General features: G+C 71.4%; 14 protein-coding genes. 10 read left to right on the forward strand and 4 right to left on the reverse strand.

Annotation, left to right across the window (positions count from 1 at the left end):
• Positions 1–136: 136 nt before the first annotated feature.
• Positions 137–1,429, reverse strand: coding sequence for an MFS transporter (locus J7E93_RS30330; RefSeq protein ID WP_251067302.1), 1,293 nt, complete (start codon positions 1,427–1,429; stop codon positions 137–139).
• Positions 1,430–2,013: 584 nt separating this feature from the next.
• On the opposite strand from J7E93_RS30330, the gene J7E93_RS30335 reads away from it, so the two are divergent.
• The 4 genes from J7E93_RS30335 (at position 2,014) to J7E93_RS30350 (ending at position 5,002) form a co-directional block, all read left to right on the forward strand.
• Positions 2,014–2,760, forward strand: a complete 747-nt coding sequence (locus tag J7E93_RS30335; protein WP_215073219.1) for an SDR family oxidoreductase — start codon at positions 2,014–2,016, stop codon at positions 2,758–2,760.
• A gap of 87 nt (positions 2,761–2,847) precedes the next feature.
• A complete protein-coding gene (locus J7E93_RS30340; RefSeq protein WP_215073220.1) occupies positions 2,848–3,657 on the forward strand; it encodes an SDR family oxidoreductase in 810 nt (269 codons plus the stop codon).
• Between the two features lie 174 nt (positions 3,658–3,831).
• A complete protein-coding gene (locus J7E93_RS30345) occupies positions 3,832–4,389 on the forward strand; it encodes a DUF5709 domain-containing protein (RefSeq protein WP_215073221.1) in 558 nt (185 codons plus the stop codon).
• Between the two features lie 73 nt (positions 4,390–4,462).
• The gene (locus tag J7E93_RS30350; protein WP_215073222.1) at positions 4,463–5,002 is read left to right on the forward strand and encodes a hypothetical protein; all 540 of its coding nucleotides are present in this window, start codon (positions 4,463–4,465) and stop codon (positions 5,000–5,002) included.
• Positions 5,003–5,148: 146 nt separating this feature from the next.
• On the opposite strand, the gene J7E93_RS30355 is transcribed toward J7E93_RS30350, so the two are convergent.
• The gene (locus J7E93_RS30355; RefSeq protein WP_308368838.1) at positions 5,149–6,993 is read right to left on the reverse strand and encodes a thiamine pyrophosphate-requiring protein; all 1,845 of its coding nucleotides are present in this window, start codon (positions 6,991–6,993) and stop codon (positions 5,149–5,151) included.
• A 133-nt stretch (positions 6,994–7,126) separates the two neighbouring features.
• Positions 7,127–7,303, reverse strand: coding sequence for a CsbD family protein (locus tag J7E93_RS30360; RefSeq protein WP_215073223.1), 177 nt, complete (start codon positions 7,301–7,303; stop codon positions 7,127–7,129).
• 200 nt (positions 7,304–7,503) lie between these two features.
• Between J7E93_RS30360 and J7E93_RS30365 the strand changes: the two genes are divergently transcribed.
• The 6 genes from J7E93_RS30365 (at position 7,504) to J7E93_RS30390 (ending at position 12,259) form a co-directional block, all read left to right on the forward strand.
• A complete protein-coding gene (locus tag J7E93_RS30365; RefSeq protein WP_215073224.1) occupies positions 7,504–7,725 on the forward strand; it encodes a DUF6480 family protein in 222 nt (73 codons plus the stop codon).
• Between the two features lie 77 nt (positions 7,726–7,802).
• Positions 7,803–8,936 (forward strand): iron-containing redox enzyme family protein, encoded by a 1,134-nt coding sequence (locus J7E93_RS30370; protein ID WP_215073225.1) that lies wholly within the window; start codon positions 7,803–7,805, stop codon positions 8,934–8,936.
• Between the two features lie 177 nt (positions 8,937–9,113).
• Entirely contained in the window at positions 9,114–9,800 is a 687-nt protein-coding gene (locus J7E93_RS30375) for a nucleotidyltransferase family protein (RefSeq protein ID WP_215073226.1), read from the forward strand.
• Positions 9,800–10,984: a zinc-dependent alcohol dehydrogenase gene (locus J7E93_RS30380; RefSeq protein ID WP_215073227.1), complete on the forward strand. Its 1,185-nt coding sequence runs from the start codon at positions 9,800–9,802 to the stop codon at positions 10,982–10,984. The genes J7E93_RS30375 and J7E93_RS30380 overlap by 1 nt, the downstream gene beginning before the upstream one ends.
• Before the next feature lie 104 nt (positions 10,985–11,088).
• Positions 11,089–11,490, forward strand: coding sequence for a hypothetical protein (locus tag J7E93_RS30385; RefSeq protein WP_215073228.1), 402 nt, complete (start codon positions 11,089–11,091; stop codon positions 11,488–11,490).
• Positions 11,491–11,587: 97 nt separating this feature from the next.
• Complete coding sequence (locus tag J7E93_RS30390) at positions 11,588–12,259, forward strand: DUF6766 family protein (protein WP_308368839.1); 672 nt, start codon at positions 11,588–11,590, stop codon at positions 12,257–12,259.
• A gap of 39 nt (positions 12,260–12,298) precedes the next feature.
• On the opposite strand, the gene J7E93_RS30395 is transcribed toward J7E93_RS30390, so the two are convergent.
• Positions 12,299–12,976, reverse strand: coding sequence for a uracil-DNA glycosylase (locus J7E93_RS30395; RefSeq protein ID WP_215073230.1), 678 nt, complete (start codon positions 12,974–12,976; stop codon positions 12,299–12,301).
• Between the last annotated feature and the right edge of the window lie 261 nt (positions 12,977–13,237).

Below are 13,237 nucleotides of genomic sequence, written 5' to 3' on the forward strand. Positions count from 1 at the left end.
GTCCCGGGGCGGGCCCAGGACGGGAGGGCGGACGCCGGGCCCGCCCGCCGGCGTGGCGCGGACGCGGCGGCCCGAGGCGTGCCTCACCCCGGCACGGGCCGCCGCGGCCGGCCTTGTCCGTACCGCCGCGAGCGGCTCAGACCGCGGTTTCGAGTTCGGTGCGGGGCGACGGCAGGCGGGCCGTCCTGGACTTCAGTGCCTCGTTGAGCGGAGCCTCGACGATCTCCTCGACGGCTGCCGACGCCGCGGTGCGGCGGCCGCGTGTCAGGAACGCCGTGCCGACGGTGGTCGCGACCAGCAGGCCACCCGCCACGAGCGCCCCGCGTACCCCGAGCACCTCCATGAGGAAGCCGAGCATCGGGGGTGCGGCGAGGCCCCACAGCGTACGGATGCTGCTCCAGGCGCCCAGGACCCGTCCCCGCATGTGCGCCGGCGGGTCGGTCTGCAGCACGGTGTTCTGAGCGGTGTCCGCGACGGACTCCGCGATCGCCATGGGCAGGACGAGGACGAGCAGAACGGCGATGGAGGGCGACAGACCGGCGAAGACCTGGAGCAGCGCTCCGGCGAGCGTCAGGATGCTCACGAGTCGTACCCCGGGGCGCCGCAGCCTGGCTCCGAGCACCGCACCGACGATGCCGCCCACGGCCAGCACGGTGGCCACGGTGCTGAACGTACCGGCGTCCCCCGCGAGGGGGCCGGTGACCAGGACCACCAGCGTCAGCGAGTAGTTGCGGCCGAAGAGGGCGCTGATGCCGTTGAGGCCGGCGAGGGCGACGAGGCGCGGACGGCGCGCGAAGAAGACCAGGCCCTCACGCACGCCGGTGTCACGCGGCTTCCCCTTGCCGCGCGGCTTCGCGGGAGCGGGCTTGGCGAGCTCCTGGCGGCGTACGGGCTTGAGGAACGGGATCACGCAGGCCACGAAGGCGAACGACAGGCCGTTGGCGACGTAGGCCGCCGCCGTGCCCAGCACTCCGACCGTCACACCGGCGAGCGCGGCTCCGGCCAGCCGCCCGCCGCTGTGGGCGAGGGAGCCCACACCGATGGCCGAGGGGACGTCCTCGGCCTTGACCAGGTCGTTGCCGAGCAGGGCGCAGGCGGGGCCGTCCACGGTGGCGATCAGACCGGTGAGTGCGGCCAGCACCATCAGCAGGGGCAGGTTCAGCTGGTCCAGCGCCACGAGCACGGCCGTCAGCACGGCGACACCGCCGAGCAGGGCCTGGCCCACGGCGGCCGTCACTTTCCTGGGCCAGCGGTCGACGACGGCGCCGCCCAGGGTTCCCAGGAGCAGACCGGGTGCGGCCTGGACGGACATGGAGAGCCCGGTCGCGGCGGCGGATCCGGTGATCTGGAGCACCAGCAGGTTCTGGACGGTGAGCTGCATCCAGGTGCCCGCGTTGGACACGAAGTTGGCGACGGCCCACCAGCGCATGCTGCGGCCCCGCAGGGAACGCCACGGCGAGCGATCGTCCCGCGACGCTCCGGAGGCGGAGGCGGCGGAGGCGGAGGCGGGTACGGAAGCCGGGGCGGCAGCGGGGACGGCGGCAGCCGGGGTGAGGGGGGCGGACGAGGGCACGGTGGAGGAAGGCACAGGGATACCAGGGGTGTGCGCGGCGGCGCGGACGGGGGAAGCGGAAGGGATCCGCCCCGAATCCCGGTGCGCCTGAGCCGCGTTGCACGAGGGCTCGGTGAACGGCGGGAGGTCCCGGCGACCCATCGTGGCAGACGGTTCTCGAGAAGCCATGGGCCGATGCCGCGCGGGCGTCCGCCGAGGGCCCCTGAAAGGCCCAACAGCCTTACGGGGAAAGGGTTCAGGCGCTTCTGGTGTGCTTGCTCACACCCCTTCCGGAACGCCGGGTGCACCAGGTCGCCAGACAGCCGATGTGGGCTCTGCGGCGTAATCCGCCGCGCGCCCGACGGCAGGACGGCTTCAGATGAGGAAGGGAGGGAAAACGGCGCCCACCGGGCACCGGCGAAGAAGCCAAGGAACAGCAACACCGCACCGAAGGGAAACCGATGAACAGCGCAGTACAGGTGGAGCTGGACGGCAGGACGGCCCTGGTCACCGGCGGCGCCCGAGGGCTCGGGGCCGCGATCGTACGACGGCTCGCACGCGCCGGGGCATCCGTCCTGGTCGCGGACGTGCGTCAGGACCTGGCGAAGGAGTTGTGCGAGGCCCTGCTCGTGGAGGGCTGCCGGGCCCGCCCCCTCGGTCTGGACGTCCGGGACCCGGAAGCCGTGGCCGACGTCTTCCGTGATCTGGACGAAGGCGGGGAGGCGGTCGACATCCTGGTCAACAACGCCGCCGTCGACGTGACGAAGTCCGTGGCGGAGCTGACCGCCGAGGAGATGACCCGGGTCATCTCCACCAACCTGCTCGGGCCGATGTATCTGTGCCGCGAGGGCTACGGGCGCATGGTGACGCGTGGCGGCGGTCACATCGTGAACATCCTCTCCACGGCGGCGATCCGCACCTGGACCGAAGCGGGTCCCTACGCCGCGGGCAAGACGGGGCTGCGCACCTTCACCCACACGCTCTTCAAGGAGGCCCAGCGCGACTGTCCCGGCATCGGGGTCACGGGGATCGTCGCGGGCGGCATGGAGACGGCCTTCATCCTCGACCGCTTCCCCGACGCCGACGTGTCGCTGCTGCAGAGCCCCGAGATCGTGGCGGACACCGTGATGTACGCGCTGTCGGTGCCGTCCGGAAGCGCGGTGGCCGAGCTGGTCGTCGTACCGCGCCGGGAGCCTTCCTGGCCCTGAGGCCCGCATGTCCGGAATGCAGGAACGCCGGAACGCCGGAACGCCGGAACGCCGCACACCGGGAAGCAAGGACGAGGAGGAGGACTCATGGCCGACACGCTCGGCTTCGACCCCAGGACAGCCATCGTGACCGGTTCCGACTCCGGGATCGGCCGGGCCGTGGCGGTGCGGCTGGCCGAGGCCGGCCTGGACGTCGGGATCACCTGGTACACCGACGAGGAGGGCGCCCGGGCCACGGCCGAGGAAGTGCGCTCGAAGGGCCGTCGCGCCGCCGTGGCCGCTCTCGATCTGACGCGGCTGCCGGAGGCGGCGGACGTGATCGACGACCTCGCCGAGCAGCTCGGCCGGGTCGACGTCCTGGTGAACAACGCGGGCACCGGTACCGCCACTTCCTTCCTCGATCTCGACCTCGCGACCGTCCGGCAGGTCCTCGACGTGGATCTCGTCGGGCCCCTGCTCTGCTCGCAGCGGGCGGCTCGCCGCATGATCGACCAGGGTGGCGGGGGTCGCATCGTCAATGTGACGTCGGTCCATGAGCATCAGCCCCGGGTGGGCGCCGGTCCGTACTGCGCGGCCAAGGGCGGCCTGGGTCTGCTCACCCAGGTGATGGCGCTGGAGCTGGCGGAATACGGCATCACGGTCAACTCGGTCGCGCCCGGTGAGATCGCCACGCCGATGACCGGCCAGGAGGACGAGAACGTCCTCACCGCCTCCCGCCCGGGCATCCCGCTCGGGCGACCGGGAGACGCCCGCGAGGTCGCGGCCGTGGTCGCACTGCTCGCGGGACGGGAGTCCTCGTACGTGACGGGGGCCTCGTGGACGGTGGACGGCGGGATGCTGCGGATGGGGCCGATGGCGGGCTCGCACCTCGACAGCGACGACTGGCGCAGGCCCTGACCGCGCACGCGTAGCGCACCGGCATCCGCACTCGTACCAGCACCCGCACCGGTACTCGTACGGGCCTGCGCGAGGCACGCCGGCACGCGCCCGCGCCGCCATGTGTCGGGCGGTGGCACCCGGGAACCCGCCCCACGTACGGCACGCACCGAGGAGACACGAAGGGAGTCGGTCATGGCCCAGAACGAGCCGGGCCCCGAAGCTCACACCGAAGAGACCGGGCAGGAGGGGGCCCGCGGCGACGATGTGTACCAGCCGACGAACGCGGACACCGCCAACCGTCCCACCGACGACCTCGACCTGGAGAACGCCATCGAGGCGACCCCGCTCGACGACATGCGGGAGCCCGGCTATTCACCGCCGGACCGCCCCTGGGCCGTCACCCGGCGCGGGACGACCCAGAGCGAGCAGCGCGAGGGCGAGTCCCTCGACGAACGACTCGCCCAAGAGGTCCCCGACGTCGCGCCGCGGGAAGGGAACGGCATCGGTGATCTCCCGGACGGCGAGGGCGAGCCAGTCGACCCGGAGGCGGGAGCGACCCGAGCCGGCCGCCTCGCACCGATCGACGGATCGGCGCGGGAGTCGCGCAACGACATCCTGGCCAGGGACGTCGGCGTCGACGGCGGCGCGGCGGCGGCCGAGGAGGCGGCGATGCACGTGGACACCGGGATCGAGGAAGAAGCCGGCGAGGAGAGCAGCGGGCGCACCGGGCCCTCGGGCGAAGGGCCATGAGCGCGGAGTACCGAGAACCGGGCACCGAGCACCGAGCACCCCGATCGTCCACTGAGCGCGGAGCGGAATCACCATGAACAGTCGTCCGTCGACGAAGCCGGAGGACTCGGGGACGAGCCCCGATCCGGGCCTGCTGAGCATCTACCTCAACGACCACCTCGCGGGCGCCGGCGCCGGCGTCGAGCTCATGGACCGCATCGCCCGAGCACACCGGGGCAGGGACTACGAGCCCCAACTGACCGAGCTGGCACGGGAAGTACGTGAGGACGGTCGTACCCTGCGCGCGTGCATGGAGGCACTCGGCGTACGCCGGCGGAGCAGCAGGACAGCCCTCGGCTGGGCGGTGGAGCGGGTCGGGCGGCTCAAGCTCAACGGCCGCGTCCTCTCCCGTTCCCCGCTCAGCGACGTCCTCGAACTGGAAGCGATGCGGCTGGGCGTGGAGGGCAAGGCGGCCTGCTGGCGCTCCCTCCACGCGCTGGCCCGCACGGACACCCGCCTGGACGCGGACCTCCTGGAGGAGCTGATCCAGCGAGCGCGGCGTCAGTCGCAGTTGCTGGAGGCCCTACGAGCCCGCGTCGCCGGCCACGTCCTGACGCCGCCGCCGGGCGGCTGAGCCGACCACCCCTCGCCGACCACCCCTCGATGTCGCCGATGTCGCTGCCGGGCAGCGCGATGCCGCTGCCCGGCAGTCGTTCGTGACCGGCTCCCCCGCTCGTGACCGGCTCCATGGCCTCATGACCGTCTCGCCTCGTGACCGTCTCAATGGCGCTGCCCGGCGGGCCGCTTGCGGCCGACTCGATGGTGCTGCCCGGCCGGCCGCTTGTGGCCGACCAGCAGCTCCTGCACCTTCGCCTTGAACCCCTGCCGGAGGACGGCGGCCCGGTCGCTGTCGCCCCGCAGGACGGAGACGGCCGCGGCCTCGATCTGGTCGAGCGACGCGTGCGGCGGGATCGGCGGGACCGCCGGGTCGGTGAGGAAGTCCAGGACGCAGGGCCGGTCCGAGGCCAGGGCCCGCTCCCAGGCGCCGACCACGTCGCCGGGCTGTTCCACCCGGATGCCGTTCAACCCCACGGAACGGGCGAAGTCGGCGTACGGCACGTCCGGAATCTCCTGCGAGGGCAGGAACTGCGGGGCCCCGGTCATGGCGCGCATCTCCCAGGTGACCTGGTTGAGGTCCTGGTTGTTGAGCACGGCGACGATCAGTCGGGGGTCCTCCCATTCCTTCCAGTACTTGGCGGCCGTGACGAGTTCGGCCATGCCGTTCATCTGCATGGCTCCGTCGCCGACGATCGCTACGGCGGGCCGGCCGGGGTGCGCGAACTTCGCCCCGATCACGTACGGCACGCCGCATCCCATGGTGGCGAGGGTGCCGGAGACCGAGCCCCGCATCCGGCCGCGCAGGCGCAGATGGCGGGCGTACCAGTTCGCCGCGGAGCCCGAGTCGGCGGCGAGGATCACGTCCTCGGGCAGGAACCGGTCGAGGGCGTGCACGACGTACTCGGGGTTGATGGGGTCGGCCTCCACGGCGGCTCGCCGCTCCATGACCTCCCACCAGCGTGCGGTGTTCTTCTCGACCGTCTCGCGCCAGCTCCGCTTCTTCTTCCGGTCAAGGAGCGGCAGCAGCCGCGTGAGCGTGGTTCTGGCGTCGCCGACCAGGTTGACCTCGAAGGGATAGCGCAGCCCGACCATGAACGGATCGATGTCGATCTGTACCGCCCGCGCCTGGTCGAACTCCGGCAGGAACTGCGTGTACGGGAAGCTGGAGCCGATCACGAGGAGCGTGTCGCAGTCCCGCATCAGCTCGTAGCTCGGCCGTGTGCCGAGGAGCCCGATGGCACCGGTCACGTACGGCAGGTCGTCGGCCAGGACGTCCTTGCCGAGCAGGGCCTTGGCCACCCCCGCCCCCAGGATGTCGGCCAGCCGCTCCACTTCCGGTTCGGCGCCTCGGGCCCCCTGCCCGATCAGGATCGCGACCCGCTTGCCGGCGTTGAGCACCTCGGCCGCCCGTGCCAGGTCGTCGTCGCCGGGGACGGGCGTGGAGGGGGCGCCACCCAGGCTGGAGGGGACCATCTTGAAGGCGTGCTCGGGTGGGGAGTAGTCCAGTTCCTGCACGTCGGCGGGGATGATGACGGCCGTGACGGTCCGCTTGGCGGCGGCCGTGCGCATCGCCCGGTCGATGACGTTGGGCAGCTGCTCGGGGACGGTGACCATCTCGCAGTAATCGGCGGCGACGTCCTTGAACAGGCTCAGGAGGTCGACCTCCTGCTGGTAGGAGCCGCCCATGGCGCTGCGGTTGGTCTGTCCCACGATCGCCACCACCGGTACGTGGTCGAGTTTGGCGTCGTAGAGGCCGTTGAGCAGATGGATGGCGCCCGGCCCGGACGTCGCCGCGCAGACGCCCGTCCTGCCCGAGAACTTGGCGTAGCCCACGGCTTGCAGCGCCGCCGTCTCCTCGTGCCTGGCCTGGACGAAAACCGGTCGGTTGTCGGCCCGTCCCCAGGCGGCGAGCAGACCGTTGATGCCGTCACCGGCATAGCCGAAGACGTGCTCCACGCCCCACTCGCGCAGGCGCGTCAGGACGTGGTCGGACACCTTGATCGACACGGGTTCTTCTCCTCTCGACGGAGGCCGCGTCGGCGTCGGGCGCCGACGCGCGGAGCCCCGCGGAGCACGCGATGTGACTGCGTGCACCTGCGGGGCTCCCCTTGACGGAACGTGACGGACGGAAGTGTCGCGACTACTTCTTGCGACCCTTCTTGATGCCTTCCACCGTGTCGCCGGCCGCTTCCCTGACCTTGCCGACCGTCTTCTCCCTGCGGCCCTCGGCCTCCATGGAGCGGTCGTCCGTGGCGTCGCCGACGCGTTCCTTCGCCTTGCCCTTCATCTGTTCCATCTTGGCCTTGGCCTTGCCCATGACAGCATCCTTCCCGCGTGCCGGAGCCGGGGCGGCTCGTCCGTGCGCCTCGGCTCGTCCGTGCGTCTCGGCGGGTACCCCCGATCGTCTCCGCCACACGCCTCCCCGACCGCCCGGCCCGCCTCGCCCCCCGGCATGATCCGCGCCGCTGCGGGCATCCGCCCTCCGTCATGAGCAGGGGGTACGGAAAGGAGCGCGAGATGACCGCCTACAACCCCGACCCGGATCCTCGCGAGGACCCGCGCCCCCTCGACGGTGCGCCGGGCGAGACGCCACCCGCGGAATCGAGCACCTCCTCCGGGGCCGGCCCCTACCGTCCGCCCAAGCGGGGCTGGGCCAAAGGTCCGGTCATCGCCATCTGCCTGATCGCCGTGCTGGTCGCGCTGTTCTTCCTTGCCTACGCCATCGTGCTCGCCGTGTGAGTGACACTCCGCATGCGCGACACCGATGGGGGCACATGGGGGAAGGCCACAGGCGTCGAGCGAAGGGACAGGCCGTCATGACCACGATGGTGACGACACGGAAGCCGCGTCTCGAGACAGGGACGGGAGTCCCCAAGGACGACCCCGAACTGCCTCGGCCGCGGGGCGTTCTGTCGGATTCCGTGCGCGCCTATCTGCTGGGCTCCACACCGCGGCTCGTCGGGCCCGAGGAGGTACGGCAGGCCGATCCGTACGGCGAGGACCTGCAACTCGCCCTGCACCTCTGCTACGAGCTCCACTACCGGGGCTTCGCCGGTGTGAGCGACGACAAGGAGTGGGATCCTGATCTGCTGCGGCTGCGCGCGCTGCTGGAGGAGCGGTTCGAGGACGCACTGCGCGACAGCTGTGGCCGATTCACGTCCTTGGACGAGGCGTTCGACTCGATCCTGACGGAGCCCGCCGACGGCGTCGGCGTCTCTCATTTCCTGCTGCGGCACGGGGAGTCCTGGCACCTTCGCGAGTACGCCGCCTTGCGGTCCGTGTACCAGCTCAGGGAGGCCGACCCGCATCTGTGGGTCGTGCCCCGGCTGCGGGGCCGCGCGAAGGCGACCATGCTGGCGGTGGAGTACGACGAGTACGGGTGCGGCCGCCCGGAGCGCATGCACGCGCGGCTCTTCGCCGACCTGATGAGCGATCTGGGGCTGGATCCCGGCTACGGCCGGTACCTGGAGTCGGCCGGGGCCGAGACGCTCGCGACGGTGAACCTGATGTCCCTCCTGGGGCTCCATCGCGTGCGGCGCGGCGCCCTCGTCGGGCATTTCGCCACGCTCGAGATCACCTCGTCGCCCGGCGCCTCCCGGATCGCGGCGGCCATGCGGCGGATCGGCGCGGGAGACGCCGCGGTCCGTTTCTACGACGAGCATGTGGAGGCCGACGCCGTCCACGAACAGCTGGTACGGCGTGAGGTCGTCGGCGGTCTCCTGGAGGACGAACCGGGCCTCGCCGGGGACGTGGCGTTCGGCATCGAGGCGACGGTTCTCCTGGAGGACGCCCTGTCGGAGCACGTGATCACGGCCTGGCAGCAGGACCGGACGGCGCTCCGAGCCCCTCTCGACGAGACCGGCACGGGCCCGGACACCGACACGGACCCCCGCCCCGGCAACGACACCGACACCGAGACCGAGACCGCCGCCATCGATGACGCCGTCTGACCTGTGCCGTGTCCGACGGTGGCCACCGCTCACCGTCCATGTCTCAGCCGTCCACCGCTCAGCCGTCCACCGCTCCTTCACCACCCGTACGGGGATGCATCGCCCTCCAGCGGGTAGAGGCAGGGCTCCCCGCCCGCTGGAGCGGCGTGCGGTCGAATCCTCCGGGAGGAGGCCCTCATGAACCTCACGGAAGGGCGCCAGGATCGCCCCTTCACCGTCACCCGCCGCGTGCGGGCCTCCGCGTCCGAGGCGGGCGCACCCCACGGTGCGGGGGCGGGGCCCCTGCCCGCGGACCACACCCAGGCCATCCTGGAGGCGACCAAGGAAGTCGCCGCGATCCTCAAGACCTCCGAGTGCCCGTTCGCCCTGGTCGGCAGCGTCGCGGCCTACGCGCACGGCATCCCGGTCCGGCTCCAGCACGACACGGACTTCGCCGTGCGTCCCCAGGACGCGGAGCAGGTCACGCGGCTGCTCGCGGAGCGGGGCGTACAGATCGTCGACCCTCCGGAGGACTGGCTCGTCAAGGCCCGCGCGCACGGGGAGCAGATCGACCTGATCTTCTCCCTCGCCGGGCGCCCGGTCACCACCGAGCTGCTCGACCGGGCCCAGACGCTCCCCGTGGACTCGGTGCACATGCCGGTCCTCGACCCGACCGACCTCCTGACCAGCCGGCTGGCGGCGCTCTCCGAGCATCACTGCGACTTCGGAGCTCTTCTCCCGGTCGCTCGCGGCCTGCGCGAGCGGGTCGACTGGGACCGGGTGCGCGAGGAGACGGGAGAGTCGCCCATGGCCGCCAGCTTTCTCTACCTGCTCGAACTGCTCGACGTGATCCGGCCCGGTGACGCGGGAGAGGAAAGCAGCTGATGAAGGCAGTGACCTGGCAGGGCCGCCGCAAGGTATCCGTGGAGTCGGTGCCCGATCCCACCGTGCAGGAGCCCACCGACGTGATCGTGAAGGTCACGACGACAGGCCTGTGCGGATCGGATCTGCACCTGTACGAGGTGCTCGGCGCGTTTCTCGACGCCGGTGACATCCTCGGGCACGAGGCCATGGGCGTGGTCGAGGACGTCGGTCCCGAGGTACGCACGGTACGGCCGGGACAGCGGGTCGTGATTCCCTTCAACGTCTCGTGCGGCAGCTGCGCGATGTGCGACCAGGGGCTGCACTCCCAGTGCGAGACGACGCAGGTACGGGAGTACGGCTCGGGCGCGGCACTGTTCGGGTACACCAAGCTGTACGGCCAGGTCCCCGGCGGTCAGGCCGAGTACCTGCGCGTCCCGTTCGGCGACAAGCTGCCCATCCCGGTGCCCGACGGTCCGCCGGACGACCGCTTCGTGTATCTGTCGGACGTGCTGCCGACCGCCTGGCAGGCGGTCCGGTACGCGGACGTCCCCCCGGGCGGCTCCGTCGCGGTCCTGGGCCTCGGGCCGATCGGCGACATGGCCTCCCGTATCGCGGCGCTGCAGGGCGCCGGTCTGGTGATCGGCATCGACCTCGTGCCCGAGCGGCTGGCCCGTGCGGCGGCGCGCGGCGTCCGTACGCTCGATCTCCGGGAGGAGGGCGAGGGGATCGTGGAGGCGGTCCGCGAGCTCACCGACGGCCGCGGCCCGGACGCGGTCATCGACGCCGTCGGCATGGAGGCCCATGGCGCGCCGCTCGCGCGCGGTCTGCACTCGATGGTGTCCCTGCTGCCCGACGCGCTCGCCCAGCGTCTCATGCGGCGCTACGGCGTCGACCGTCTCGCCGCACTCCATCTCGCCGTCGAACTCGTGCGGCGCGGCGGCACGATCTCCCTGAGCGGTGTGTACGGGGGTGCGGCCGACCCGATGCCCCTTCTGGTCATGTTCGACAAGCAGATCCAACTCCGCATGGGGCAGGCGAATGTGCACCGTTGGGTGGACGATCTGTTGCCGCTGCTCACCGACTCCGACCCGCTCGGTGTCGAGGAGTTCGCCACGCACTACCTCCCGCTGGGCGAGGCGCCCGCGGCGTACGAGATGTTCCAGCAGAAGCGCGACGGCGCGGTGAAGGTGCTCTTCAGGCCGTGACGACGCGAGAACACCCGTCCGCCGGATGGTCCTTACGGGCCGCGTGCCGCGTGTCGGCCCGCTCTTGCGCGTCCTTCGGCGCGCGGTCGGGTCATGCTCGCCCCATGCGTTCGATCACCGCGTTTCTCGTCCTCGGCGTCCTGGGCGCGAGCCTTGCGGGGTGCGCGGACGTCGACGACCGAGCCGCGGCCGCGGAGACGGCGGCCGTCCGGTTCACGGCGGCGCTCGCGGAGCCGGGCACCGGTGGCGCCTGTGACGCGCTGGCTCCGGCGACCCGTGAGGAGCTGGAGCAGGAAGGTCCGTGCCCCCAGGCCCTGGCCTCCTTGGGCCTGGATCCCGATGTGGGACGGGTGGTGGGAGCGGACGTGTACGGGTCGCAGGCGCGCGTGGTCTTCGAGCGGGACAACGTCTTCCTGGCGTCCTTCCCGGAGGGATGGAAGGTCACGGCCGCCGGTTGCACCCCGCGGCAGGGACGTCCGGCTCAGTGCGAAGTGAAGGGCGACTGACCGAGATGCGCGTGATGTTCGTGCTCTGTCTGGCCGTGGTCTTCTGCGGTCTGGCCTACGCCCTCACGGTGGGGTTGATGCAAAGGTGAGGGGTGGCGTGCGCTTCCTGCGTGACAACGGCCTGACGCTCGCGTTCGGCACGGCTTTCCTGCTGTCCCTGGCGGGTCAGGCGGTCGCCGGCTGCGCGGAGACCAACACCGTGCTGAAGGCCCAGAAGATGGCGACGTTGCCCTTGGCCGACTACGTCCTCACCTCGGACTTCATGGTCGATGTCACCGAGAACTGGCAGTCGGAGTTCCTGCAGTTCTTCCTGTTCATCTTCGGCACCGTATGGCTGGTGCAGCGGGGTTCGCCCGAGTCCAAGCCGCTCGACCGGATCGGAACGGAGTCGGACGAGGACCAGAAGGTCGGGCGCTACGCGACCGCCGAGTCACCGCGCTGGGCCTCGGTGGGCGGGCTGCGCCAGACGCTGTTCTCCCGTTCCCTGGGCCTGGTGATGGGCCTGATCTTCCTTCTGTCGTGGCTCGCGCAGTCCGTGACCGGTCTGGTGACCTACAACGAGGAACAGTTGAGGGAGCTTCAGGAGCCGCTGTCCTGGAGTACGTACATCTCGTCGGCCGAGTTCTGGAACCGTACGCTCCAGAACTGGCAGTCCGAGCTGCTCGCCGTCGCCTCCATGGTGGTGCTCTCCGTCTACCTCAGGCAGCGCGGCTCCCCCGAATCGAAGCCGGTCGGCTCCGCGCACACCGCGACGGGTGTGGAGGGCTGACACGCGTGCCCGAGGGACGAAAGCTTGGCTGAACGGCCCTTACGGCAGCCGCCAGTCCACGGGCTGCGCCCCCTGGCGGATCAGGAGGTCGTTGGCGCGGCTGAACGGCCGGGAGCCGAAGAAGCCGCGGTCGGCCGACATCGGGGACGGGTGCGCGGATTCGATCGCCGGCAGGTCACCGAGGAGGGGGCGCGCGTTGCGCGCGTCGCGGCCCCACAGCACGGACACCAACGGCTTGCCGCGGGCGGCCAGCGCGCGGATCGCCTGCTCGGTCACCTCCTCCCAGCCCTTTCCGCGGTGGGCCGCGGGCTTCCGGGGCGCCGTGGTCAGCGCCCGGTTCAGCAACAGCACGCCCTGACGGGTCCACGGCGTCAGGTCGCCGTTCGAGGGCCGGGGCAGGCCGAGGTCCGTGTGCAGTTCGCGGAAGATGTTCTCCAGGCTCCCCGGCAGCGAGCGCACGTCCGGAGAGACCGCGAAGCTGTGGCCGATGGCCATCCCGGGGGTCGGGTACGGGTCCTGTCCCACTATCAGGACGCGCACCTCGTCGAAAGGTTGTTGGAAAGCGCGCAGAACGTGCTGTCCGGCCGGCAGATAGGTCCGGCCCGCGGCGATCTCCGCGCGCAGGAAGTCGCCCATCGCGGCGATGCGCCCTGCCACGGGCCGCAGCGCCTCCGCCCAGCCGGGCTCCACGAGTTCGTTCAACGGTCGTGCTGTCACAGCAGGTCACCCTACCGGCCTACACCGGCGCCCTCGCCGGCCAACTCCGCCGCCGCTCCTCCGCGTCCGTCCACGCGTCCGTCGCCTCGTCCGTCCCGTGATCCGTCCCGTGGTCCGTCAGGGGGCCGGATCCGTTCGATCTTCACCGGTCGCGGAGGGCCGGTCCGGCGATAGGCTGCCCGCCGTCGTCACTCCTCCTCCCTTACTGGAGCCGGTCCATGAGGTCGCACGGGCATGCATCCGGCCGGGTCGTCGGCGTCG

Source organism: Streptomyces sp. ISL-36, assembly GCF_018614205.1.
In the GTDB taxonomy this organism is placed as follows: domain Bacteria; phylum Actinomycetota; class Actinomycetes; order Streptomycetales; family Streptomycetaceae; genus Streptomyces.